Raw genomic sequence first — 20,888 nt, 5'->3', positions numbered from 1 at the left:
TATCGGCCATCGCCACCGCCGTCGTCGCCGCCGCCCCATCGCCGCCGCTGCCGCCCTATCGCCATCGCCGCCGCCCCATCGCCATCGCCGCCGTGGCCGTGGCTCTGGCCGTGGCCGTGGCCGTGGCCGTCGACTCTGCCTGGTGCCCGCTACGAAGCTGATGTCGCAGACGATTCACGGCCGGCCGCGCCCCGTCGTCCCGTCAAGATCCGCACGCCTTGCCGTGAAGAGCGGCCTCAGCGCGTCGGGAAGCCACTCTTTGCCGACACACGCGGGCCCCGCGTTCGAGGCGCGCGCCGCGCGACGGCTCGATGCGCCCGTGGCAGGGCGCCCGGCGGGGCTGAGTCATGTGCGACATCAGCTTCGTAGCGTCCGTCAGCGGTACCGCCGCCGGCACGGCGTGACACGTGGGACCTGCCGCCGCACCGGTGGGGCCGCACGCCCGGCCTGCCGTCGGATGCCCGGCCGGCCGTCGGATGCCCAGCCGGCCGTCGGATGCCCGGCCTGGCCGGCAGGGGTCAGCGGATCGGGGTGCGGACGCCCTCGGCCAGCTCGGCGCTGAGCGCACGCAGGGCGGCCAGGCCGGTGGCCTGGTCCGGCGCGTCGAGCAGGCAGCGGATCAGGGCGCTGCCCACGATGACGCCGTCGGCGTACCCGGCGACCGTGCCGGCCTGCGCGCCCGTGCCCACGCCCAGCCCCACGCCCACCGGCAGGTCGGTGACCTCGCGCGTTCGGGAGACCAGGATCGGCGCGGCGTCGGAGGTCTCGGCGCGGGCGCCGGTCACGCCCATGATCGCGGTGGCGTAGACGAAGCCCCGGCAGTGCTCGGCGGTCATCTTCAGCCGCGCGTCGGTGGAGGACGGGGAGACCAGAAACGTGCGGTCCAGGCCGTACGCGTCGGAGGCGGCCAGCCACTCGTCGGCCTCGTCCGGGATGAGGTCCGGGGTGATCAGGCCGGTGCCGCCGGCGGCGGCGAGGTCACGGGCGAAGGCGTCCACGCCGTACTGCTCGATCGGGTTCCAGTAGGTCATGGTGACCACCGGGGCGCCGGTGGCCGCGACCGCCTCGACGATGCGCAGCGTGTCCGCGGTGCGGACGCCGCTGGCCAGGGCGATGTCGCTGGCCTTCTGGATCACCGGGCCGTCCATCACGGGGTCGGAGTACGGGATCTCCATCTCGATGACGTCCACGCCCGCCTCGACCATCGCGGTCATCGCGGCGATGCTGCCCTCGACGGTCGGGAACCCGGCCGGCATGCAGCCGACCAGCACGGCCCGCCCGTCGGCGCGGGCCTTGTCGAAGGCCACCCCGATCCGGCTCATCATTTACTCCTTGTCGAGGATGCCGAAGTACTCGCCGGCGGTGTGCACGTCCTTGTCGCCCCGGCCAGAGAGATTGACCACGATGACCGGCTCCCGGCCCAGCTCGGCGGCGAGCGTCGGGGCGATCTTCAGCGCGCCGGCCAACGCGTGCGCGCTCTCGATCGCCGGGATGATCCCCTCGGTCCGGCAGAGCAGCTCGAACGCGGCCATCGCCTCGGTGTCGGTCACCGGCGCGTAGGTGGCCCGGCCGCTGTCGTGCAGCCAGGCGTGCTCGGGGCCGACTCCCGGGTAGTCCAGGCCGGCCGAGATCGAGTGCGACTCGATGGTCTGGCCGTCTTCGTTCTGGAGCACGTACGTGCGGGTGCCGTGCAGCACCCCGGACGTGCCGCCGGTGATGCTGGCCGCGTGCCGGCCGGTCTCCACGCCCTCGCCGCCGGCCTCGAAGCCGTACAGCCGGACGTCGGTGTCGGGCACGAACGCGTGGAAGATGCCGAGCGCGTTGGAACCGCCGCCGACGCAGGCCGCGACCGCGTCGGGCAGCGCGCCGGTCAGGTCCAGGCACTGCTGCCGGGCCTCCTCGCCGATGCCCCGGACGAAGTCCCGGACCATCTCGGGGAACGGATGCGGGCCGGCGGCCGTGCCGATCAGGTAGTGGGTGTCGTCGACGTTGGCGACCCAGTCCCGCATCGCCTCGTTCATCGCGTCCTTCAGGGTCCGCGAGCCGGTGGTGACCGGGACGACGGTGGCGCCGAGCATCCGCATCCGGGCCACGTTGAGCGCCTGCCGCCGGGTGTCGACCTCGCCCATGTAGACCACGCACTCGAGGTCGAACAGGGCGGCGGCGGTGGCGGTGGCGACGCCGTGCTGCCCGGCGCCGGTCTCCGCGATCACCCGCTTCTTGCCCATCCGCTTGGTGAGCAGGGCCTGGCCGAGCACGTTGCGCACCTTGTGCGCGCCGGTGTGGTTGAGGTCCTCCCGCTTGAGCAGGATCCGCGCGCCCGCCTTCGCCGAGAACCGCTCGGCGGAGTAGAGCAGCGACGGGGTGCCGGCGTAGTCGCGCAGCAGGGCGTCGAACTCGGCGAGGAACGCCTCGTCGGTCATCGCCTTGCGGTACGCCGCGTCCAGCTCGTCCAGGGCCGCGACCAGCGCCTCCGGGACGAACCGGCCGCCGAACCGACCGAAGTGGCCGGCGGCGTCGGGGACCCGGCCGGCCGGGGCGGACGCGTTGGCGTTGGCGTTGGCGCTCATCGCGGTGTCCTCTCGCTGCGGAGTCTCCCCGGCGCTGGTCAGCGCACCGGGCGGGGCGTGGCCGGGTGGTTGCCGGCATTGACCAGCTCGGCGACCGCCTCGCGGGGGCTCTTCTTGGTGACCAGGCCCTCGCCGACCAGGACCGCGTCGGCGCCCGCCGAGGCGTACCGGATGAGGTCGTGCGGGCCGCGCACGCCGGACTCGGCGATCTTGACGACCCTGCTGGGCAGGCCGGGCGCGATCCGCTCGAACACCGAGCGGTCGACCTCCAGGGTACGCAGGTCACGGGCGTTGACCCCGATCACCTGTGCACCGGCCTCCAGGGCCCGGTCGGCCTCCTCCTCGTTGTGCACCTCGACCAGCGCGGACATCCCGAGCGACTCGATCCGCTCCAGCAGCCCGACGAGCGCGTTCTGCTCCAGCGCCGCGACGATCAGCAGCACCAGGTCGGCGCCGTGGGCCCGCGCCTCGTGCACCTGGTAGCTGGAGACCACGAAGTCCTTGCGAAGCACCGGGACCTGCACCGCGGCCCGGACGGCGGCCAGGTCGTCGAGCGACCCGCCGAACCAGCGGCCCTCGGTCAGCACGCTGATCGCCCGGGCGCCGCCGGCGGCGTACTCGCCGGCCAGGTCGGCCGGGTCGGCGATCTCAGCCAGCCGCCCCTGGGACGGCGACGAGCGCTTCACCTCGGCGATCACGGCCACCCCGGGCCGGCGCAGGGCCGCGTACGCGTCCAGCGGCGGCGGCGCGGCGGCGGCCAGCTCCCGGATCCGCTCCAGCGGAACCTGCTCCTGCCGTCGGGCCACGTCCTCGCGGACGCCGGCCAGGATCTCGTCGAGCACGCTTACGGACGCCGCCGGACCGGCCTCGTCCCCCTCCGCGTGCGCATGCTCAGCAGTCACCAACGGACTCCCCTCTCCGGGTGTCATGGGCCGATGCTAGGGGGCGCCACCTGGCCCCGAGCGCCGGGGGTATGGCGCTGGTCACGAGATGGGCTGTGGCATGATGCCGGACTTCCGGTGAACGGAATGTCACGGTGCGCCACCGCGCCCATCGACCGGCGTCATCGCCGCCCGTCGGCCCTCGTCGACCTCCCCATCGATCACCGCCCATGCTCCATCTCACCACGGCCGGCCCCGGGACGCAGGACGACGATACCGGTCGATGCTGTGACCAAGCTCAAGGACGAACGGCCCTGCCCAGGTCGTACCGCCCACGGCACAGTTGACCTGGGCGTCACGGGTGCGAAACGTGAGCCGGGCAGCATTCTTCTCGGGCAGACTCGATGAGGCGTCCGCCAACCGTCGCCAACGATCTCGTACGGGGTGACCATGAGCACCAACGGACCGAACCAGACCATCGGACTGACCACCATCTCCCGGACCGTCGCCTCGCTGGCCGTCGGCGTCGTGCACACCCTCGAACGGGCCATGGTGGGCGACGGTCGGATGCGGACCGCACGGGGCAACGCCTGGGAGGCGGTCTGCGCCGACCGGGCCCGCGCCGAGCAGCGCAGGGAGTTGGACCGTCTGGTCGCCGAGCTGACCGCGGCCCGGGCCGCCGCCCGGGACCGGCGCGAGGTGCGCCACCCGCAGTCGGTCAGCTGACCGTCGGGTCCTCACCCCGGTCGAGCGCGTCCCAGGCGTCCCGGGTGCCCCGCCCGACCGCCGGGCCGTCCGTCGCCGGCTGCTCCGCCGCGCGGACCGGCCGCTCGTAGCGGGCCCCCATCGCCGGCCAGTCGCCGCCGCGCAGCGCGGTGACCAGGCCGCCGGCCGCGGCGACCAGCCCGCCGACCAGGCAGAGCGCCGGCCACTGCCGGCTGACCCCACCGGCGAAGGCTGCTGTCAGGCCGTACCCGCCGCCGGCCGCCACGGCCAGGCCGAGCAGGGTCAGCAGGCCGCCCAGCAGGCGCCGGACCCGGCCCCGGGTGGCGAGCACCGCGCCACCGCCGGCCAGCGCGACCAGCGCCAGCGCGGAGAGCCAGGGCAGCAGGTCGGTGCCGGTGCGGGCGTGCCGCGACGGCGGCAGCGACCCGCGGGAGGTCAGCTCGACCGACCAGGTCCGGGTCGCCGCCCAGCAGGCCAGGCCGGCCCCCGCCAGGCAGAGCAGCACCGCGTACGTCAGCTCCCGGCGCCGCAGCGCGACCGGCCGGCCCGCCTCGGCGGCGGTGGCCGACCGCTGGGTGGCGGCGGGTTCCGGCGCGGCGCTCATCGGGCCGGCCGGAGGGTCTCGGCGGCGGCGATCGCGGCGAGCACCGCGGCGGCCTTGTTTCGGGTCTCCTGGTCCTCGGCGGCGGGATCGGAATCGGCCACCACGCCCGCCCCGGCCTGCACGTAGGCCCGCCCGTCGCGGATCAGCGCGGTGCGGATGGCGATCGCCATGTCCAGGTCGCCGCCGAAGCCGAAGTAGCCGACCGTGCCGCCGTAGAGGCCCCGCCGGACCGGCTCCAGCTCCTCGATGATCTCCATGGCCCGCACCTTCGGCGCCCCGGAGAGGGTGCCGGCCGGGAAGGTCGCGGCCAGCGCGTCGAAGGCCGTCCGGTCCTCCCGCAGCTCCCCCACCACGGTGGAGACGATGTGCATGACATGGCTGTACCGCTCGATGGTGGCGAACTCCGGCACCTCGACCGTGCCGGGCCGGCAGACCCGGCCGAGGTCGTTGCGGCCCAGGTCGACCAGCATCACGTGCTCGGAGCGTTCCTTCGGGTCGGCGAGCAGCTCGGCGGCGAGCCGGGCGTCGGCCTCCGGGGAGCCGCCGCGCGGCCGGGTGCCGGCGATCGGGTGCAGCAGCGCCCGCCGCCGGCCGTCCGCGCCGGTGCTGACCTTCAGGTGCGCCTCCGGCGAGGAGCCGACGATGTCGAAGCCGTCGAAACGCAGCAGGTACATGTACGGGCTGGGGTTGGTGGTGCGCAGCACCCGGTAGACGTCGAGCGGGTCGGCGTGCGTATCGCGCTCGAACCGCTGGGCGAGCACGATCTGGAAGCACTCGCCGGCCCGGATCGCCTCCTTGGCGGCCTCCACCGCCTTCGGGTACCCGCCGTCGGGGGTGCGGCTGACCACCTCGCCGGCGGGCGGCCGGTCGACGGTCGAGATCATGGGCGGAATCGGTCGGGACAGCGCGGTGGTCATCGCGTCGAGCCGGCCCACGGCGTGGTGGTACGCCGCCGCGACCTGGGGCGCCCGGTCCGGCGCGTCCGGCGGGGGCAGGATCGCGTTGGCGACCAGGATCGCCGAGCCGTCGTAGTGGTCGAGCACCACCAGGTCGGTGGCGAGCATCATGCCCAGCTCGGGCACGCCGAGGTCGTCCTCGGTCAACTCGGGCAGCCGTTCGAAGCGGCGGACCAGGTCGTACCCGAGATAGCCCACCATGCCGCCGGTCAGCGGCGGCATGTCGCTGGCCGGGTCCCAGGCCGGTCCGCCGAGGGCCGCGACGGTCTCGCGCAGCACCCGGACCGGGTCGCCGTCGACGGGCAGGCCGGCGGGCGGGTCGCCGGTCCAGACCGCGGCGCCGCCGCGTTCGGTCAGCGTGGCGCTGCTGCGGACGCCGATGAACGAGTACCGGGACCAGGCCATACCGGCCGAGCCGACGCCCTGCTCGGCCGACTCGAGCAGGAAGGTGCCGGGGCCGCCGGCGAGCTTGCGGTAGACCCCGACCGGGGTCTCCGCGTCGGCGAGCAGCCGCCGGGTGACCGGGACGACCCGCCAGCGGGCCGCCAGGTCGGTGAAGGTCGCCTGGTCCGGGCTGACCGCGCCGTCGGTCATGAGGTCGCCTCCGGGGAGGTCACCGGCAGCTCGGTGAAGAAGCAGGTCCGGTGCCCGGTGTGGCAGGCCGCGCCGACCTGGTCGACGCTCACCAGCAGGGCGTCGCCGTCGCAGTCCAGGGCGACCGAGCGGACGTGCTGGTGGTGGCCGGAGGTGGCGCCCTTGACCCAGTACTCCTGGCGGCTGCGCGACCAGTAGGTGGCCCGGCCGCTGGTGAGGGTGCGGTGCAGCGCCTCGTCGTCCATCCAGGCGACCATCAGCACCTCGCCCGTGTCGTGCTGGCGCACCACGGCGGCCACCAGGCCGTCGGGGGTGCGGCGCAGCCGGGCGGCGATGGCCGGGTCGAGCCGGGACGGGCGGACCGGGCCGGGGGCCGCGGGTTCGCCGGCGGTGGCGGGTGCGCCGGTCAGCGGCGCGTCAGAGGCGGGCACAGTGACCCATTGTCCCGCACGCGGCGCCGGGACCGCCGCCGCGTCCCGATGGCCGGGCACGGCGGGCGCGACGGCCCGGGTCAGCTGGGCCAGGTAGCGGTCCAGCCGGCCGTCCAGCAGGGCGTCCGCCAGGTCCGCGCCGGACACCGCGGCGATCTCCTCGGCGTACGGGCGGACCAGCGGCACGATCCCGGTCACCAGCCGACCGGCGGCGACGCTCACCTCCCCGACGGAGGCGGGCCGCAGCCCGAGGCAGCGCAGCATGTCGTCGCGGTAGCCGGGCGGGGCGACCGGCAGGTCGAGCACTGCGGCGAGGGCGCCCCGGCGGGAGGCCACCCGGACCGAGGGGTTGGCCAGCCGGAGCACGGACGGGCAGAGCCGGGCCAGGTCGGCGGCGGCCAGCCGGACGCCGAACGGGTCGTCGGCCTGGCGGGCCCCGGCGACCTTGCCCAGGGTGGCGATCAGCTCCTCGAACCGGGGCTCGTCGGCCGGCTGGCAGAGCACCGGCAGGTCGATCCGGCGCCGCCACTCCGGCACCGCCCAGAGCAGCCGGGCCGGCGCGGTGACCGGCAGGCCGAACGCCCAGTCGGCCGGCTCGTTGAGCCGGTGCACCCAGGAGCGGACGTCCCGGGCGGCCACCGAGACGTGCACCAGCCGGCCCTCGAATTCGGCGAGGAAGGCGCGGCGGGCGGCGTACGGGCCGACACCCGGCCGGGCGGCCGGCGCAGCGGCGGCGACCGCGCGGCCGCCCGGGGTCACCGGCCGGCGCGCCGCCCCGGGACTCGGGGCGGCGGAACGGTCATCGGCGGTGGGTCGGTCGTCGGCGGCGGGTTCGTCGTCGGCGCTGGGTTGGTCGGCGGCGGCGACGAGGACGTCGAGGTCCACGTCGCTGTGCTCGGTGGCGCCCCGCCGGGCGTGACTGCCGCGCAGCATGATGCCGACGACGGGACGGTCGGCGACCTGCCGCAGGCGGGCGGCCCAGTCGTCGAGGAAACCGGTCTCGGGCAACGGAGCGGGACCCACCTGGTCATCGTGCCGGACGCCCGATCTTCGGCGCAATGACCGATGGCGGACGCCCTGTCCGTTCCGGGGTCAGTGTCCGACGAATCTCATTGCTGCCTCGGGGTACCTTTCGCCGGCCGCCGCGCCGGGCGGCAACGCCTCGGCGAGCCGGGCCGACTGGGCGGCGCTGAGCTCGACGTCGGCGGCGGCGGCGTTCTCCTCGAGGTAGCGCACCCGCTTGGTGCCGGGGATGGGCAGCACGTCCGCGCCCTGGGCGAGCAGCCAGGCCAGCGCCACCTGGGCGGGGGTGCGACCGAGCTCGGCGGCGACCGCCCGGACCTCGTCGACCAGCCGCAGATTGGCGTCGAGGTTTTCCTCGGCGAACCGGGGCGCCCCGGCCCGCCAGTCGTTCTCGGCGAGCTGGTCGCGACCGGTGATCGCCCCGGTGAGCAGCCCCCGCCCCACCGGCGAGTACGCCACCAGCGACACGCCCAGCTCCCGGCAGGTGGCCAGCATCTCGCCCTCGACGTCCCGGCTGAACAGCGAGTACTCCATCTGCACCGCGGAGATCGGGTGCACCGCGTGCGCGGCGCGCAGCGTCGCGGGGCTGACCTCGGAGAGCCCGATCAGCCGGACCTTGCCGGCCGCCACGAGGTCGGCCAGCGCGCCGACGGTTTCCTCGATCGGCGTCTCGGGATTGCGCCGGTGCAGGTAGTACAGGTCGATGGTGTCCACCCCGAGCCGGCTCAGCGAGGCGTCGCAGGCCTCCCGGGTCCAGGCGGCGCTGCTGTCCACGAAGGCGCCCGGGGTGCCGGTGCCACCGAAGCTGTCGCCGGTGGTGCGGTTGCCGAACTTGGTGGCCAGGAAGACCTCGTCCCGGCGGGCCCGCAGCACCGGGGCGAGCAGCCGCTCGTTCGCGCCGAAGCCGTACATGTCGGCGGTGTCGAGGTGGTTGACGCCGAGGTCGAGGGCCCGGTGCAGGGTCCGCGTCGACTCGGCGTCGTCGCCCGGGCCGTACGCGAAGCTCATCCCCATGCAGCCCAGACCGATCGCCGAGACCTCGGGACCGGTCGCGCCCACTCGTCGCCGGATCATGCGCTCTCCTCCTCCGCCCTGCGGTACGCGTCGATCTTGTAGTCGAGCACCTTCAGGTCCTCCTCCAGTTCGGCCATCCGGGCCAGCACCCGGGCCCGGTGCGCCTCGAAGAGCGCCCGCCGGGCGCCGAGCGTCCGGTCGCCCTGTCGGGCCAGCTCGGCGTACCGGCGCATGTCCCGGACCGGCATGCCGGTCCGGCGCAGCCGGGTGAGCAGGAACAACCAGTTGACGTCGCTCTCGGTGTAGCGCCGCCGGCCGGCGGAATCCCGTCCGACCGGGGCGACCAGCCCCTCCTGCTCGTACCAGCGCAGCGTGTAGGTGCTCAGGCCGACCCGTTCCGCCGCCTCACCGACGGTGAGGCTCATCTCGCGTGTGCTGATGTCCACGACCCAAGGCTTCCAGTTGGAGTGCACTCGAAGTCAACCGTTGCGCGGCGGAGTTAATTCACCTAGCGTTGATTTCAACGGATGATGAGTTTGGAGGCGGGCGATGGAGGACGCGGTGGTGGTCCGTGACCTGGTCGTCGACCGGGGCCGGCGGCGGGTGCTGCAGAGCATCAGCTGCACGGTGCCCCGCGGCACGGTCACCGGGCTGCTCGGGCCGAGCGGCAGCGGCAAGACCACGCTGATGCGGGCCGTGGTCGGGGTGCAGACCGTCACGTCGGGCACGGTCACCGTGCTCGGCCGGCCGGCCGGGGCGGCGGAGCTGCGCCGCCGGGTCGGCTACCTGACCCAGGCGCCGAGCGTCTACGCCGACCTCACGGTGCGGGAGAACGCGCGCTACTTCGCCGTCCTGCACGGCCGGGGTCACGCCGAGGCCGACCGGGCCGTCGCCGACGTCGGGCTGGCGGACGCCGGCGGTCAGCTCGTCGGCACCCTCTCCGGCGGTCAGCGCAGCCGCGCCTCGCTGGCCTGCGCCCTGGTCGGCGATCCGGAGCTGGTCATCCTCGACGAGCCGACCGTCGGCCAGGACCCGGTGCTCCGGGCCGACCTGTGGGCCCGGTTCCACGAGATGGCCGCGGCCGGGACGACGCTGCTGGTGTCGAGCCACGTGATGGACGAGGCGGCCCGCTGCGACCGGCTGCTGCTCGTCCGGGAGGGCCGGCTGATCGCCGACGACACCCCGGACGCCGTCCGCGCCGCCACCGGCGTCGACGACCTGGAACAAGCCTTCCTGCGACTGATCAGGGCGAACGAGGCGGGCCGGGAGCCCGCCGGACGGGAACGGGCATGAACCTCCGGATCCTGGCCGCGACCACCGGCCGCATCCTGCGCCAGCTCAGGCACGACCGGCGCACCCTCGCCCTGCTGGTGGTGCTGCCCACCGTGCTGCTCACCCTGGTCTACTTCATGTACGTCGACCAGCCGACCCCGCCGGGACAGCCCGCCGTCTTCGACCGGGTGGCGCTGATCATGCTCGGCTTCTTCCCGTTCATCATCATGTTCCTGGTGACCAGCATCGCCATGTTGCGGGAGCGCACCACCGGCACCCTGGAGCGGCTGCTCACCACCCCGCTGAGCAAGCTCGACCTGCTCTTCGGCTACGGCCTCGCGTTCGGGCTCGCCGGCGCGGTCCAGGCGACCATCGCCTCGGCGGTCGCGTACTGGGTGTTCGACCTGGACACGGCCGGCAGCATCGGGCTGGTGGTGCTGATCTCGGCCGTCAACGCCGTGCTGGCGGTGGCCCTGGGCCTGTTCTGCAGCGCCTTCGCCCGCACCGAGTTCCAGGCGGTGCAGTTCCTGCCCGTCGTGGCGGTGCCGCAGCTGCTGCTCTGCGGGCTGTTCGTGCCCCGCGGCGAGATGGCCGGCTGGCTCCAGGCGGTCAGCGACGTGCTGCCCCTGTCGTACTCGGTGGAGGCCCTGCAGGAGGTCGGGCGGCACGTCGACCCGACCGGCACGATGTGGCGGGACCTGGCGATCGTGTCCGGTGCGGCGGTGGGGGCGCTGGTGCTCGCGGCGGCCACCCTCCGCAGGCGCAGCGGGTGATGGCCCGCCGGACCGGCCGGCGGCCCGGCAACCCGGACACCCGGGAGGCGATCCTCGCGGCCGCCCGGTCGGCCTTCGCCGAGCGCGGCTTCGACGCCGCCTCGATCCGGGGCATCGCCACCGCCGCCGGGGTGGACCCGGCCCTGGTGCACCACTACTTCGGCACCAAGGAGGACCTCTTCCGGGCCACCGTCGACATCCCGATCGACCCGGCGCAGCTGCTCCCGACCGTACTCGGCGCCGGGCCGGACGGGGCGGGCGAGCGGCTGGTCCGCGCCTTCCTCGGCGTCTGGGACTCGCCGGTCGGCGCGGCCGCGGTCGCGCTGCTCCGCTCGGCGGTCAGCAACGAGTGGACCGCCCGGCTGATGCGCGAGTTCCTGGTCACCCAGGTGCTGCGGCGGGTCCTCGACCACCTCGACCTGGACCCGGCCGAGCTGCCGCTGCGCGGCTCGCTCGTGGCGACGCAGGTCATCGGTCTGGCCATGATGCGGTACGTGATCCGGCTGGAGCCGGTCGCCTCCGCCGACCCGGAGACCCTGGTCGCGGCGATCGGCCCGACCGTGCAGCGCTACCTCACCGGCGACATCACCGGCGACCTGGCCGGCTGAGCGGGCTGCCGGCAGCGCCGCGGACGGCCGCCCGCCGAGGGACGGCCGCCGAGGAACTAGCGGGTCTGCTCCAGCCAGGAGGCGTAGAGCAGCGCGTAGACCGACTCGGGATCCCTGACCAGCTCGTCGTGCGGGCCGCGCTGCACGATCCGGCCCCGGTCCACCACGATCACCTCGTCGGCGGCCTGCGCGGTGGAGAGCCGGTGCGCGATGGCCAGCGTGGTCCGGCCGCGGGTGACCGCGTCCAGGGTCCGCTGAAGGCGTACCTCGGTGGCCGGGTCGACCGCGCTGGTCGCCTCGTCCAGCACCAGCAGGTCGGGGTCGGCGACGTACGCCCGGGCGAGCGCGACGAGCTGCCGCTCCCCCACGCTGAGCGCCTCGCCGCGCTCGCCGACCGGGGTGTCCAGCCCCGCCGGCAGGCCGTCCAGCCAGTCGGCCAGGCCCAGCTCGGTGAAGGCCACGGTGAGCTGCTCGTCGGTCAGCTCGGGCCGGGCGAAACGGACGTTCTCCCCGACGGTGGCGTCGAAGAGGAAGCCGTCCTGCGGCACCATCACCACCCGGGAGCGCAGCGAGTCGAACCGGACCTGGCGCAGCGGCACCCCGGAGAGCAGCACCTCGCCGGCGGTCGGGTCCATCAGCCGGGTGAGCAGCTTGGCGAACGTGGTCTTGCCGCTGCCGGTCTCGCCGACCACGGCCACCCGGCTCTTCGCCGGGATCTCCAGGCGGACGTCGTGCAGCACGGGCGGGCCGCCCGGGTAGGCGAAGGTCACCCCGGCGAAGCGGATGTCCAGCGGTCCGGGCGGCAACTCCCGCCCCTGCGCGCCCGGGTCGGCCACGTCCGGGGCGACGTCCAGCACGTCCAGCACCCGGCGCCAGCCGGCGATCGCGTTCTGCGCCTCGTTGAGCACCTCGGTGGCGATCTGCACGGGCTGGATGAAGAGCGTCACCAGGAACAGGAACGCGGTCAGCTGACCGATCGACAGGGTGCGGTCGACGCCCAGGGTGACCCCGACGACGACCACGCCGGCCAGCGCCAGGCCGGCCGCCAGCTCCCCCACCGAGCTGCCCACGATGCTGATCCGGATGGCCCGCTGCTGGGCCTGCCGCTGCCCCTCGATCGCCGCGTCCAGCCGCCGGGCCGTCCGCCCGGCGATGCCGTACGCCCGGATCACCGGAGCGCCCACCACGCTCTCCGCGATGGTGCCGAGCAGCGTGCCCGTCCGCTGCCGGACCAGGCCGTACGCGCCCGCGAGGCGGCGCTGCAACAGCCGGATCACCAGCACCGCCGGGGCGAACGCGGCGAGCACCACCAGGGTGAGCTGCCAGGAGTACGCCAGCATGACGATCGTGGTGACCACCAGCTGACCGAGGTTGACGATCAGGATCACCCCGCCCCACTGGAGGAACGTGGTGATCTGGTCGACGTCGCTGGTCACCCGGGACACCAGCGAACCCCGCCGCTCCGACTGCTGGTGCAGCATGGACAGGTCGTGCACGTGCCGGAACGCCCGGGTCCGCACCCCGGCCAGGGCGGTCTCGCTGACCGTGAAGAGCCGCCGCATCATCAGGTAGCCGCAGCTGGTGGTGATCACCAGGACGGCCGCGGTGATCGCGACCACCCGCCACACCACGCCGAGGTCCAGGCCGCCCACGATGCCGTGGTCGATGCCGCGCTGGACGGCGACCGGGACGGCCACCCGCCCGACCATGTAGACCAGCGCCAGCACCACGGTGCCGGCCAGCCCGGTCTTCAGCTCCGGGGAGAGCGCGAGCCCCCGCCGCAGCGTCCGCCAGGTCGACTCGGTGCGCTCCGCCGGCCGCTCCGCCTCAACAGTCGCGCTCACCGGTCAACCTCGACTTCCAGGCCGGAGGTCAACGGCGTGACCTCGTCGTACGTCCGGGGCTGCTCACGATCATGCTCCGCCTGCTCGTACGCGGTGACCAGGTCGGCGTAGCCGGGGACGGTGGCCAGCAGCTCGGTGTGGGTGCCCCGGGCCAGGACCCGCCCCTGTTCCAGGTAGATCACCTCGTCGGCGAGGGCGATGGTGGCCCGCCGGTACGCGACCACCAGGATCGACGCGGCCGCGCCCCCGCCGTCGGTGGGCGCGCGCAGGCCGGCCAGGATGGCCGCCTCGACCCGCGGGTCGACGGCGCTGGTGGCGTCGTCGAGCACCAGCAAGCGGGGCCGGCCGGCCAGCGCGCGGGCCAGGGTGAGCCGCTGCCGCTGGCCGCCGGAGAGCGAGGTGCCCCGCTCGCCGACCATGGTGTCCAGCCCGTCGGGCAGGGCGGCGACGAACCCGTCGGCCTCGGCCAGCCGCAGCGCCGCCCACACCTCGTCGTCGCCGATGCCCGGGCGGTCCAGGGCGATGTTGGCTCGGACCGTGTCGTCGAAGACGAACGGCACCTGGGCGACCAGGGCCACCGTCGAGGCGAGCGAGGCGGCGGTGAGGTCGCGGAGGTCGACGCCGTCCAGGGTGACGGCGCCGGCGCGCGGGTCGACCAGCCGGACCGCGAGGGAGGCGATGGTCGACTTGCCGGCGCCGGTCGGCCCGACCAGGGCCACCGTCTTCCCGGCCGGCACGGTGAAGGTCACCTCGCCGAGCACCTCGGCGCCGGGCAGGTGCGCCTCGGCCGGCTCGTAGCCGAAGTGCACGTCGTGGAAGGCGAGCGTGGCCGGCGTCGGAGCGGCCGGGTCGAGGACGGTGTCGCCGTACGGCATCTCGCCGGTGGCGTCGAGCACCCGGCGCACCCGGTCCCAGCCGGCGACGCTGCGCGGCAGCTCGGCCAGCACCCAGCCGATGGCCCGGACCGGGAAGGCCAGCACGGTGAACAGGAAGGCGACGCTGACCAGCTCGGCGACGCTGATCGCGCCGGCCCGCAGCCGGACCGCGCCGACCACCAGCACGGCGAGGGTGCCGAGGCTGGGCAGGGTCTCCAGCATCGGGTCGAAGACACCGCGCAGCCGGCCGACGGAGATCAGCGCGTCGCGCAGCTCGCCGGCGCGGGACGCGAAGCGCGCCGTCTCCTCGGCCTCCCGGCCCATCGTCTTGACCACCAGGGCGCCGTCGAAGCTCTCGTGGGCGATGCCGCTCACCTCGGCGCGCAGCCGCTGGGCCCGGGCCTGACGGGGCGCCATCCGCCGGGAGTAGACCACGTTGAGCGCGAAGAGCGCGGGGAAGACGGCGAGGCCGACCAGGGCGAGCGCCCAGTCGGTGAGGAAGAGCGAGACGATCGCGCCGACCAGCATCACCACGGTGCCCACCGCGAAGGGCAGCGGCGCGATCGGGTACCAGGCCGCCTCGACGTCCGAGTTGGCGTTGGACAGCAGCGTGCCGGTGGCGTTGCGGTGGTGCCAGGACAGCGGCAGGTCCAGGTAGCGCCGGGTGACCCGGCGGCGGTACGCGGCCTGGAGGCGGTACTGCATGTAACCGGCGCCGAGCCGGCGGCCGAAGATGCCCACCACCCGCAGCACGCTGATCCCGAACAGCGACGCGGCAGCCAGCGCCAGCACCCCGGTGCCGACCGAGCCCCGGGCGATGGCCGGCACCACCACGTCACCGACCACCCGGCCGACCACGAACGCGCTGGCGATCACCATGAGGCCGAAGAGCACGCTCCCGGTCACGGCGACCGCGAAGATCCGCGGCTGCTCCCGGATGGCCCGGCCGAGGACCCGTAGCCCCCGGCCGAGGACGTCCCGACTTGTCCCGCTCGCCACGCTCTCCCCCGCCGTAAGCCGCAATTATCTCCCTCATCCTTACCGGTCGGTGCCAGCTCCGCCGACCCGGACGGCATATGTCCAGCGTCACTTCCCCGGCGGCGGCGCGCCGACCAGGGCGGTCGGCGCCGCGCGGGGGTGCCCGTCGGGCCGGCCGCAACGGCGCACCGTCGCGCCGGGCGCGCCGAAACGGCGCCGCGACCCTACGATCGGGCCATGCCGCAGTACGCCCGATCGGAGCGCGAGGCGCTCGCCGATCTGCTGCTGGACCTGGGACCGGACGCGCCGACGATCAACGAGGGGTGGCACACCCGGGACCTCGCCGCGCACCTGATCGTCCGGGAGCGCCGGCCGGACGCCGCCGCGGGCATCCTGCTGCCGCCGCTGCGCCGGTACGCCGAGGCGGTCCGCCGGCGGGTCGCCGCGCGCCCGTACCCGGAGCTGGTGGCGCGGGTTCGCCGCCCGCCGGCCTGGAGCCCGCTGAGCAACCCGCTCACCGACGAGCTGGTCAACACCATGGAGTTCTTCATCCACCACGAGGACGTGCGGCGGGCCCGCCCGGGCTGGCTGCCCCGGGACCTGCCGGCCGGGCTGTCGGCGGTGCTCTGGAAGCGGACCGCCGTGCTGGCCCGGCTGGCGTTGCGCCGGTTCCCCGCCGACCTGTTCGTCCAGGCGCCCGGGTTCGGCGAGTTCACCGTCGGCCGGGGCGGGGAGCGCCTGCGGTTGGTGGGCGCGCCGGGAGAGCTGGCGCTGTTCCTGTCCGGCCGGCAGCGGGTGTCCCGGGTGCAGATCGACGGGCCGGCCGCCCCGGCGGACCGGCTGCGACGGGCCAGCCTGGGCTTCTGACCGAGTGTGCGGAAACGGTCACGGAACAATGTGAGCGGACCCGCGACCCAGCGATCCGGGCCGATTCCTGCTCCCGTAGGCTGCTGCCCGCCGCCCCGCCCGCGGGCGGCGGGCAGGGGGCACGGATGCGGAGCTTCGCGATCTCGGCACTGCGCGAACCTCCCTTCCCGGCACGCCGGCACGCCGCCGTCGAACTGGTCGCCGGGGAGAGCACCGGCTGGGCGCGCGACCTCGGCCTGGTGGCCACGGAGGCCGGGCTGCGCCGGTTGCGCGGGGCCGGTGCGGCGGAGCTGGCCGGCCGGGCCTGCCCGGACGCGCCGGTGGACCGGTTGCGGTTGCTGACCGACCTGATCTCCTGGTTGTTCGTGATGGACGACGCCTGCGACGAGGACGGGCTGGGGGCCAGCCCCACCCGGCTCGCGCCCACGGTGGCGGAGCTGTTGGCGGTGCTGGACGGGCACGGCGACCGGGCGGCGACCCGGCCGGTGGCGGCCGGACCGCTCGGCGTCGGCCTGGACGATCTCTGCCGGCGGGTCCGCGCCCGGCACCGGCCGACGCTCCTGCTGCGGCTGATCAGCCAGCTCCGGGAGTACCTGCTGGCGCTGCTCTGGGAGGCGGCGAACCGGGAGCACCGCCGGGTGCCCGGGGTCGCCGAGTACGTGCAGATGCGCCGGCACACCGGCGGGGTCCGACCCAGCTTCACCGTCACCGACCTGGCGTACGACGAGCTGCCCGGCGCGGCCCGGTGGGCCGACCCGGCGCTGACGGCGCTGGACGCCCTCGCCGCGGACCTGGTCTGCTGGTGCAACGACCTGTTCTCCTACGGCAAGGAGCTGAGCACCGCGCCGGACGTGCACAACCTGGTGACCACGATCGCCGGGGAGACCGGGCAGGGCGAGGAGGCGGCGCTGCGGGCGGCGGCCGCCCGGTTCAACGAGGGCCTGGCCGCGTACGCCGAACTGGAGGCCACGCTGACGGGTGCCGGGGACGAGTCGGTGCGGGCCTTCCTGCTGACCCGCCGGAACTGGATCCGGGCCACCTACGACTGGTCGGTCGCCGTGTCCCGGTACGCCTGACCGGGCGTTCCACGTCCCGGGACGCCCGGCCCCTGCGGAACGGGAGGGCTAGCCGCTGCCCCGGTGCAGGCAATACTCTTCGGTAACCGCAGAATGGCGTGACCCCCGTCACGCCTCTCCACCCTCTGAAGGCGGCTACAGCGATGGCTCTCGATGTACCGTACCGTTCCATTCCCGATATGTTCCTCAAGCGCGTGGCGGCGACCCCCGACCGCCACGCGTTCGCCCACCCCGGCCCCGACGACTCGGGCCCGGTCTGGCTGAGCTGGGAGCAGGTCGGCCGGCGCGCCAAGGCGGTCGCCGCCGGGCTGCACGGCCTCGGCGTCGGCCTGGAGGATCCAGTGGCGATCCTGGCCAACACCCGGCTGGACTGGGTGATCGCCGACTTCGCCATCATGTGCGCGGGCGGCGCGACCACCACCGTCTACCCGACCACCGAGCCCGAGGACGCGACCTACATCATCGCCGACTCCGGATCCCGGGTGCTCTTCGCCGAGAACCCCGCCCAGGCCGCGAAGATCGCCGGGGCCGAGCTGCCGGCGCTGACCCACGTGGTGCTCTTCGACGGCGCCCCCGACCCGGCCGTCGCCGTCCCCCAGCTCACCCTCGCCGAGCTGGAGGAGCGGGGGGAGCGGGCCCTCGAGGCCGAGCCGGACCTGATCGACATGCTGGTCGCCGGCATCGGCCCGGAGAACCTGGCCACCCTGATCTACACCTCGGGCACCACCGGGCGGCCCAAGGGGGTCGAGCTGCTGCACGGCGGTTGGTGCTGGGAGGGCGTGGCGCAGGCCGAGATGGGGCTGCTCCGCGACGACGACCTGCAGTACCTCTGGCTACCGCTGTCCCATTCGTTCGGCAAGACCCTGCTCTGCGGCGCCACCCACGTCGGCCTGCCGACCTATGTCGACGGCCGGGTGGACAAGCTGGTCGACCTGCTCGCCGTGGTCAAGCCGACGCTGATGTGCGGCGCGCCCCGGGTCTTCGAGAAGGTCTACAACAAGGCGGTCACCACGGCTCAGGACGCCGGCGGCGCGAAGGCGAAGATCTTCGCCTGGGGCGTGCGTACCGGCAAGGAGAAGGTCGCCCTGGAGCAGGCCGGCAAGCCGGTCCCGGCGGGGCTGAAGCTGAAGTACGCGCTGGCCGAGAAGCTGGTGTTCAGCAAGCTCCAGGCCCGGCTCGGCGGCCGGATGCGGGTGCTCGTCTCCGGCGCGGCGCCGCTGAGCCGGGAGATCGCCACCTTCTTCGCCGCCGCCAACCTGCCCATCTCCGAGGGGTACGGCCTCACCGAGACCAGCGCCGGCAACTTCGTCAACCCGCCGGACGGGCTGCGGATCGGCACCGTCGGCCGGGCGATGGGCGACCTGGAATGCCGGATCGACACCGACGGCGAGATCCTGGTGCGCGGCACGCCGGTGATGCGCGGCTACCACAACCTCCCCGAGGAGACCGTCGCGGCGTTCACCGAGGACGGCTTCTTCCGTACCGGCGACATCGGCAGCCTGGACGACGACGGCTACCTGCGGATCACCGACCGGAAGAAGGACCTGGTCAAGACCTCCGGCGGCAAGTACATCGCGCCCTCGCACATCGAGGGCATGTTCAAGGCGATCTGCCCGTACACCTCGCAGGCCGTGGTCATCGGGCAGGCCCGCAACTACTGCACCATGCTGGTCACCCTCGACCCGGACGCGATCAAGGGCTGGGCGGCCGGCGGCCCGCTGGAGGGCAGGGAGTACGCGGAGATCGTCGCCTCCCCGGAGGCCCAGGCGATGGTCGACGGGTACGTGGCCGAACTGAACGCCAAGCTCAACCGCTGGGAGACGATCAAGAAGGTGGCCATCCTCCCCCGCGACCTGACGATCGAGCACGGCGAGATCACCCCGTCGCTGAAGATCAAGCGCCGGGGCGTGGAGAGCAACTTCGCCGCCGAGATCGACAAGATGTATGCCGGGACGCTCGCCGAGCTCTGACCGCCCGTACCGGCCGGCGGCCGCGCCCCTTTGTCCCGGGGCACGGCCGCCGGTTCGTCGGCGGTCAGAGGTGCTGCCGCCGCCACCGGCTCTGCTCCACCTCGGCGGCGATCTGCTCCTCCAGCGCGAGCCGGCGGATCTGCCGCCGCCGCCCGTTCTCGCTCAGCGTCTCGGCGACCATCGCGGCCACGCAGAGGGCCGCGAGCAGCCCCAGCGCCACCAGCTCCGGCAGCCGGGCGGCCACCGGGGCGACCAGGGCGAGCACCGCCACCGCCGCCAGCAGCGGCCAGTGCACGGTCCGCAGCGCCCGCAGCGCGCACGCCGCGAGGCTGAGCAGGTAGAGGCCGACCCCGCCGTACAGGACGGTGATCCAGAAGCCGCCCAGCGGCACCCCCCAGGGCGGCGTGTCCGGCTCCGCCGCCTCCGCGAGCAGGTCCTTGAGGCCGAGGGCGAAGAAGATGATCCTGGCGACCATCGGCAGGTGCAGGTAGGTGTAGACGTCCCGGGCCAGCCGGGCGCGCGGGACCGGTTCCCGGGTGTGGTGCAGCGTCTGCTCGAGCGCGAAGGACAGGGCTCACAACCGTTGCCTTGACGGTATGCGATAGTGTGTAACTGTGAACTTGAAAGAGTGGGCGAAGCGGGAAGGGGTCCATCCGGTAACGGCGTATCGCTGGTTTCGGGAGGGCAAGCTGCCCGTGCCCGCTCGCCGGGTCGGTGGCCTGATCCTGGTGGAGCAGCCCACCGATGCGGCTCCGGTCGAGACGGTGGTGGTGTACGCCCGGGTCTGTTCGGCCGACCAGCGCGCCGACCTGGACCGGCAGGTGGCCCGGGTTACGGCATGGGCGACCGGGCAGAACCTTCAGGTGGCGCGGGTCGTCACCGAGGTCGGCTCGGCGTTGGACGGCCGCGGCAAGGAGTTCCTCGCGCTGTTGCGTGATCCGGCGGTGACCGCGATCGTGGTGGAGCACCGGGACCGGTTCGCCCGGTTCGGCGCCGAGTACGTCGAGGCCGCGCTGACCGCCCAGGGCCGTCGGCTGCTCGTGGTCGACCCGGCCGGGGTGGACGACGACCTGGTCCGCGACGTGACCGAGATCCTGACCTCGCTGTGCGCCCGGCTGTACGGCCGCCGGGCGGCGGCGAATTGGGCCGAGCGAGCGGTGGCCGCCGCCACCTCGGGTGATACCGGGTGAAGCGGTACGAGGCCCCCGCGGGCTGGACCGTGCAGGCGTACAAGTTCTGCCTGGACCCGGCCGACGAGCACAACCTGCGCCGGCACGCCGGCGCCGCCCGATTCGCGTTCAACCACATGCTCGGCCGGCTGCGCGCGGTCAAGGCCCAACGCCTGGCGGAGGCGTCCTACGGGGTCGCCGAGGCGGACCTGACGCCGTGGCAGGGCTGGTCGCTGCCGGACCTGCGGCGCACCTGGAACCACATCAAACAGTGGGTGGCGCCGTGGTGGCAGGAATGTTCGAAGGAGGCGTTCAACACCGGCCTGGACGCCCTGGCCCGGGCGCTGGCCAACTGGGCGGCGTCACGCAGCGGCAGGCGTAGGGGCCGCAAGATGGGCTGGCCCCGGTTCAAAGGCAAGGCCGCGGCCCGGTCCGTGCGGTTCACCACCGGGGCGATCCGGGTCGACGCCGACCGGCGGCACGTGGTGCTGCCCCGGCTGGGCCGGATCCGGACTCACGAGTCGACCCGTAAGCTGGCCCGCCGGGTCGAGGCGGGCACCGCGAAGATCCTGTCCGCGACCGTCACCGAGACCGCCGGGCGCTGGTTCTGCTCGTTCCAGGTCGCGGTCAAGCGGACCATCGAACGCCCGGCGCACG

The 20,888-nt window shown here is 74.2% G+C and carries 20 protein-coding genes and 1 pseudogene; 9 read left to right on the top strand and 12 right to left on the bottom strand.

All coding sequences use genetic code 11. The features are described from left to right. Positions 1-518: 518 nt before the first annotated feature. The 3 genes from trpA to trpC are packed head-to-tail and all read right to left on the bottom strand — an operon-like array spanning position 519 to position 3,412. Entirely contained in the window at positions 519-1,322 is an 804-nt protein-coding gene (trpA, locus tag DKT69_RS18055) for a tryptophan synthase subunit alpha (protein WP_109802707.1), read from the bottom strand. A 3-nt stretch (positions 1,323-1,325) separates the two neighbouring features. Continuing rightward, complete coding sequence (gene trpB, locus DKT69_RS18050; protein WP_109802702.1) at positions 1,326-2,570, bottom strand: tryptophan synthase subunit beta; 1,245 nt, start codon at positions 2,568-2,570, stop codon at positions 1,326-1,328. A 38-nt stretch (positions 2,571-2,608) separates the two neighbouring features. Further along, positions 2,609-3,412 (bottom strand): indole-3-glycerol phosphate synthase TrpC, encoded by an 804-nt coding sequence (trpC, locus tag DKT69_RS18045; RefSeq protein ID WP_201749721.1) that lies wholly within the window; start codon positions 3,410-3,412, stop codon positions 2,609-2,611. Positions 3,413-3,901: 489 nt separating this feature from the next. Here trpC and DKT69_RS18040 point away from each other — a divergent pair, with 489 nt between their 5' ends. After that, positions 3,902-4,177: a hypothetical protein gene (locus DKT69_RS18040; RefSeq protein WP_109802706.1), complete on the top strand. Its 276-nt coding sequence runs from the start codon at positions 3,902-3,904 to the stop codon at positions 4,175-4,177. Here DKT69_RS18040 and DKT69_RS18035 read toward each other — a convergent pair. The 6 genes and pseudogenes from DKT69_RS18035 to DKT69_RS18010 all read right to left on the bottom strand — a co-directional run bounded on the left by DKT69_RS18035 (position 4,170) and on the right by DKT69_RS18010 (position 9,245). Continuing rightward, the gene (locus DKT69_RS18035; RefSeq protein ID WP_109802700.1) at positions 4,170-4,781 is read right to left on the bottom strand and encodes a Trp biosynthesis-associated membrane protein; all 612 of its coding nucleotides are present in this window, start codon (positions 4,779-4,781) and stop codon (positions 4,170-4,172) included. The two genes, DKT69_RS18040 and DKT69_RS18035, sit on opposite strands and share 8 nt — an antisense overlap. After that, a complete protein-coding gene (locus DKT69_RS18030; RefSeq protein ID WP_109802699.1) occupies positions 4,778-6,331 on the bottom strand; it encodes an anthranilate synthase component I in 1,554 nt (517 codons plus the stop codon). The genes DKT69_RS18035 and DKT69_RS18030 overlap by 4 nt, the downstream gene beginning before the upstream one ends. Then, on the bottom strand, positions 6,328-6,762 hold the full coding sequence (gene hisI / locus DKT69_RS39905; RefSeq protein WP_109802705.1) for a phosphoribosyl-AMP cyclohydrolase: 435 nt from the start codon (positions 6,760-6,762) through the stop codon (positions 6,328-6,330). Before hisI ends, DKT69_RS18030 begins: the two co-directional genes overlap by 4 nt. Positions 6,763-6,969: 207 nt before the next feature. Then, a pseudogene (locus tag DKT69_RS39900) lies at positions 6,970-7,695 on the bottom strand (hypothetical protein); the annotation flags it as partial. Between the two features lie 159 nt (positions 7,696-7,854). After that, positions 7,855-8,859 carry an aldo/keto reductase gene (locus tag DKT69_RS18015; protein ID WP_109802698.1) on the bottom strand — a complete coding sequence of 335 codons (1,005 nt, stop codon included), beginning with the start codon at positions 8,857-8,859 and terminating at the stop codon, positions 7,855-7,857. Beyond that, positions 8,856-9,245: a MerR family transcriptional regulator gene (locus DKT69_RS18010; RefSeq protein WP_109802704.1), complete on the bottom strand. Its 390-nt coding sequence runs from the start codon at positions 9,243-9,245 to the stop codon at positions 8,856-8,858. Before DKT69_RS18010 ends, DKT69_RS18015 begins: the two co-directional genes overlap by 4 nt. Positions 9,246-9,348: 103 nt before the next feature. Here DKT69_RS18010 and DKT69_RS18005 point away from each other — a divergent pair, with 103 nt between their 5' ends. Genes DKT69_RS18005 through DKT69_RS17995 form a run of 3 tightly spaced genes read left to right on the top strand, consistent with a single transcriptional unit; the run spans position 9,349 to position 11,452 of the window. After that, positions 9,349-10,092 carry an ABC transporter ATP-binding protein gene (locus DKT69_RS18005; RefSeq protein ID WP_109802697.1) on the top strand — a complete coding sequence of 248 codons (744 nt, stop codon included), beginning with the start codon at positions 9,349-9,351 and terminating at the stop codon, positions 10,090-10,092. Beyond that, a complete protein-coding gene (locus DKT69_RS18000; protein WP_109802696.1) occupies positions 10,089-10,844 on the top strand; it encodes an ABC transporter permease in 756 nt (251 codons plus the stop codon). The genes DKT69_RS18005 and DKT69_RS18000 overlap by 4 nt, the downstream gene beginning before the upstream one ends. Further along, positions 10,844-11,452 (top strand): TetR/AcrR family transcriptional regulator, encoded by a 609-nt coding sequence (locus DKT69_RS17995; RefSeq protein WP_109802703.1) that lies wholly within the window; start codon positions 10,844-10,846, stop codon positions 11,450-11,452. Before DKT69_RS18000 ends, DKT69_RS17995 begins: the two co-directional genes overlap by 1 nt. 56 nt (positions 11,453-11,508) lie before the next feature. Here the strand turns inward: DKT69_RS17995 and DKT69_RS17990 are convergent, their stop codons facing one another. Together DKT69_RS17990 and DKT69_RS17985 are read right to left on the bottom strand one after the other, a co-directional pair. After that, the gene (locus DKT69_RS17990) at positions 11,509-13,296 is read right to left on the bottom strand and encodes an ABC transporter ATP-binding protein (RefSeq protein ID WP_109802695.1); all 1,788 of its coding nucleotides are present in this window, start codon (positions 13,294-13,296) and stop codon (positions 11,509-11,511) included. Beyond that, positions 13,293-15,170, bottom strand: a complete 1,878-nt coding sequence (locus DKT69_RS17985) for an ABC transporter ATP-binding protein (protein WP_109802694.1) — start codon at positions 15,168-15,170, stop codon at positions 13,293-13,295. The genes DKT69_RS17990 and DKT69_RS17985 overlap by 4 nt, the downstream gene beginning before the upstream one ends. A gap of 216 nt (positions 15,171-15,386) precedes the next feature. Here DKT69_RS17985 and DKT69_RS17980 point away from each other — a divergent pair, with 216 nt between their 5' ends. The 3 genes from DKT69_RS17980 (at position 15,387) to DKT69_RS17970 (ending at position 19,062) form a co-directional block, all read left to right on the top strand. Further along, complete coding sequence (locus DKT69_RS17980) at positions 15,387-16,016, top strand: TIGR03085 family metal-binding protein (protein WP_109802693.1); 630 nt, start codon at positions 15,387-15,389, stop codon at positions 16,014-16,016. Positions 16,017-16,141: 125 nt separating this feature from the next. After that, positions 16,142-17,092, top strand: coding sequence for a terpene synthase family protein (locus tag DKT69_RS17975; RefSeq protein WP_109802692.1), 951 nt, complete (start codon positions 16,142-16,144; stop codon positions 17,090-17,092). A gap of 143 nt (positions 17,093-17,235) precedes the next feature. Beyond that, positions 17,236-19,062, top strand: coding sequence for an AMP-dependent synthetase/ligase (locus tag DKT69_RS17970; protein WP_109802691.1), 1,827 nt, complete (start codon positions 17,236-17,238; stop codon positions 19,060-19,062). 64 nt (positions 19,063-19,126) lie between these two features. Here the strand turns inward: DKT69_RS17970 and DKT69_RS17965 are convergent, their stop codons facing one another. Next, on the bottom strand, positions 19,127-19,609 hold the full coding sequence (locus DKT69_RS17965) for a low temperature requirement protein A (protein ID WP_255420205.1): 483 nt from the start codon (positions 19,607-19,609) through the stop codon (positions 19,127-19,129). 67 nt (positions 19,610-19,676) lie between these two features. Here DKT69_RS17965 and DKT69_RS17960 point away from each other — a divergent pair, with 67 nt between their 5' ends. Beyond that, positions 19,677-20,252, top strand: coding sequence for an IS607 family transposase (locus DKT69_RS17960; protein WP_109802689.1), 576 nt, complete (start codon positions 19,677-19,679; stop codon positions 20,250-20,252). Further along, positions 20,249-20,888, top strand: a 640-nt coding sequence (locus DKT69_RS17955; protein ID WP_148668971.1) for a helix-turn-helix domain-containing protein, incomplete at its 3' end; no start/stop codon positions are given. The genes DKT69_RS17960 and DKT69_RS17955, both read left to right, overlap by 4 nt.

This window comes from Micromonospora sicca, assembly GCF_003172935.1.
Lineage (GTDB): Bacteria > Actinomycetota > Actinomycetes > Mycobacteriales > Micromonosporaceae > Micromonospora > Micromonospora sicca.
Note: the sequence above shows the minus strand (reverse complement) of the source record. Positions and strands in the feature narration are given on the sequence as shown.

Excerpts from the sequence above, each read along its gene's own strand:
- trpA (WP_109802707.1), bottom strand. The coding sequence starts at position 1,322 with ATGAGCCGGATCGGGGTGGCCTTCGACAAGGCCCGCGCCGACGGGCGG.
- trpB (WP_109802702.1), bottom strand. The coding sequence starts at position 2,570 with ATGAGCGCCAACGCCAACGCCAACGCGTCCGCCCCGGCCGGCCGGGTC.
- DKT69_RS18040 (WP_109802706.1), top strand. The coding sequence starts at position 3,902 with ATGAGCACCAACGGACCGAACCAGACCATCGGACTGACCACCATCTCC.
- DKT69_RS18035 (WP_109802700.1), bottom strand. The coding sequence starts at position 4,781 with ATGAGCGCCGCGCCGGAACCCGCCGCCACCCAGCGGTCGGCCACCGCC.
- DKT69_RS18030 (WP_109802699.1), bottom strand. The coding sequence starts at position 6,331 with ATGACCGACGGCGCGGTCAGCCCGGACCAGGCGACCTTCACCGACCTG.
- DKT69_RS18015 (WP_109802698.1), bottom strand. The coding sequence starts at position 8,859 with ATGATCCGGCGACGAGTGGGCGCGACCGGTCCCGAGGTCTCGGCGATC.
- DKT69_RS18005 (WP_109802697.1), top strand. The coding sequence starts at position 9,349 with ATGGAGGACGCGGTGGTGGTCCGTGACCTGGTCGTCGACCGGGGCCGG.
- DKT69_RS18000 (WP_109802696.1), top strand. The coding sequence starts at position 10,089 with ATGAACCTCCGGATCCTGGCCGCGACCACCGGCCGCATCCTGCGCCAG.
- DKT69_RS17995 (WP_109802703.1), top strand. The coding sequence starts at position 10,844 with ATGGCCCGCCGGACCGGCCGGCGGCCCGGCAACCCGGACACCCGGGAG.
- DKT69_RS17980 (WP_109802693.1), top strand. The coding sequence starts at position 15,387 with ATGCCGCAGTACGCCCGATCGGAGCGCGAGGCGCTCGCCGATCTGCTG.
- DKT69_RS17975 (WP_109802692.1), top strand. The coding sequence starts at position 16,142 with ATGCGGAGCTTCGCGATCTCGGCACTGCGCGAACCTCCCTTCCCGGCA.
- DKT69_RS17970 (WP_109802691.1), top strand. The coding sequence starts at position 17,236 with ATGGCTCTCGATGTACCGTACCGTTCCATTCCCGATATGTTCCTCAAG.